At 48.1% G+C, this 594-nt stretch carries 1 pseudogene; it reads left to right on the forward strand.

The window, feature by feature from the left end:
* Window positions 1-9: 9 nt before the first annotated feature.
* Window positions 10-594 (forward strand): annotated as a pseudogene (locus tag R7Z49_RS26380) (lipopolysaccharide biosynthesis protein); the annotation flags it as partial.

Raw genomic sequence — 594 nt, forward strand, 5'->3', positions numbered from 1 at the left:
CTGCCTTAGATTGCCTTAGCCAAGCAGTATTTGAATTAATGCCTCCCAGTAATGCTGTCTGCGCTTGTCGCGTTTTGTTTGAATGGTGCCGAGCGCTGGTTCATCGGCGCAAATGCTTCGTTGGCGACGTTAGGCATTTATGCGATTGCGGTTAAGTTCTCTGTAGGTATGTGTATTTTGGTGCAGCCATTTGGCATGTGGTGGATGCCACGACGCTTTGCGTACCTGGAAAATGGTCGAGCTAGTGAAGCCGTGCGCGTTTCTCATTTAGGGATGATTTATGTTGCTGCGCTCAGCGTGGTTGTAGCGACACTGGCAATGGTCATGATCACGAACTTCTTGCCAGAAACCTACCATGAAGCGGTACTTTACACGCTGTTCTTGCTACCGATTGCGATGCTCAAGGAATGGAGCGAATTGTTAAACATCGCCATTCTTTTCAAACGCAGAACCCGATGGTTGCTTGGTATTAATGTGGTTTCTGCCTTCGTTGCGATTGGGTTGCTGTTTGGGTTGTCTTCTCTCGGTATTTTTGGTGTGTTCATTGCGTTGTACTACGCGCAGCTTTGTAAACTCGGCCTAACTTACGCGGTT

Source organism: Vibrio sp. 1562 (assembly GCF_033340155.1).
Lineage (GTDB): Bacteria > Pseudomonadota > Gammaproteobacteria > Enterobacterales > Vibrionaceae > Vibrio > Vibrio alginolyticus.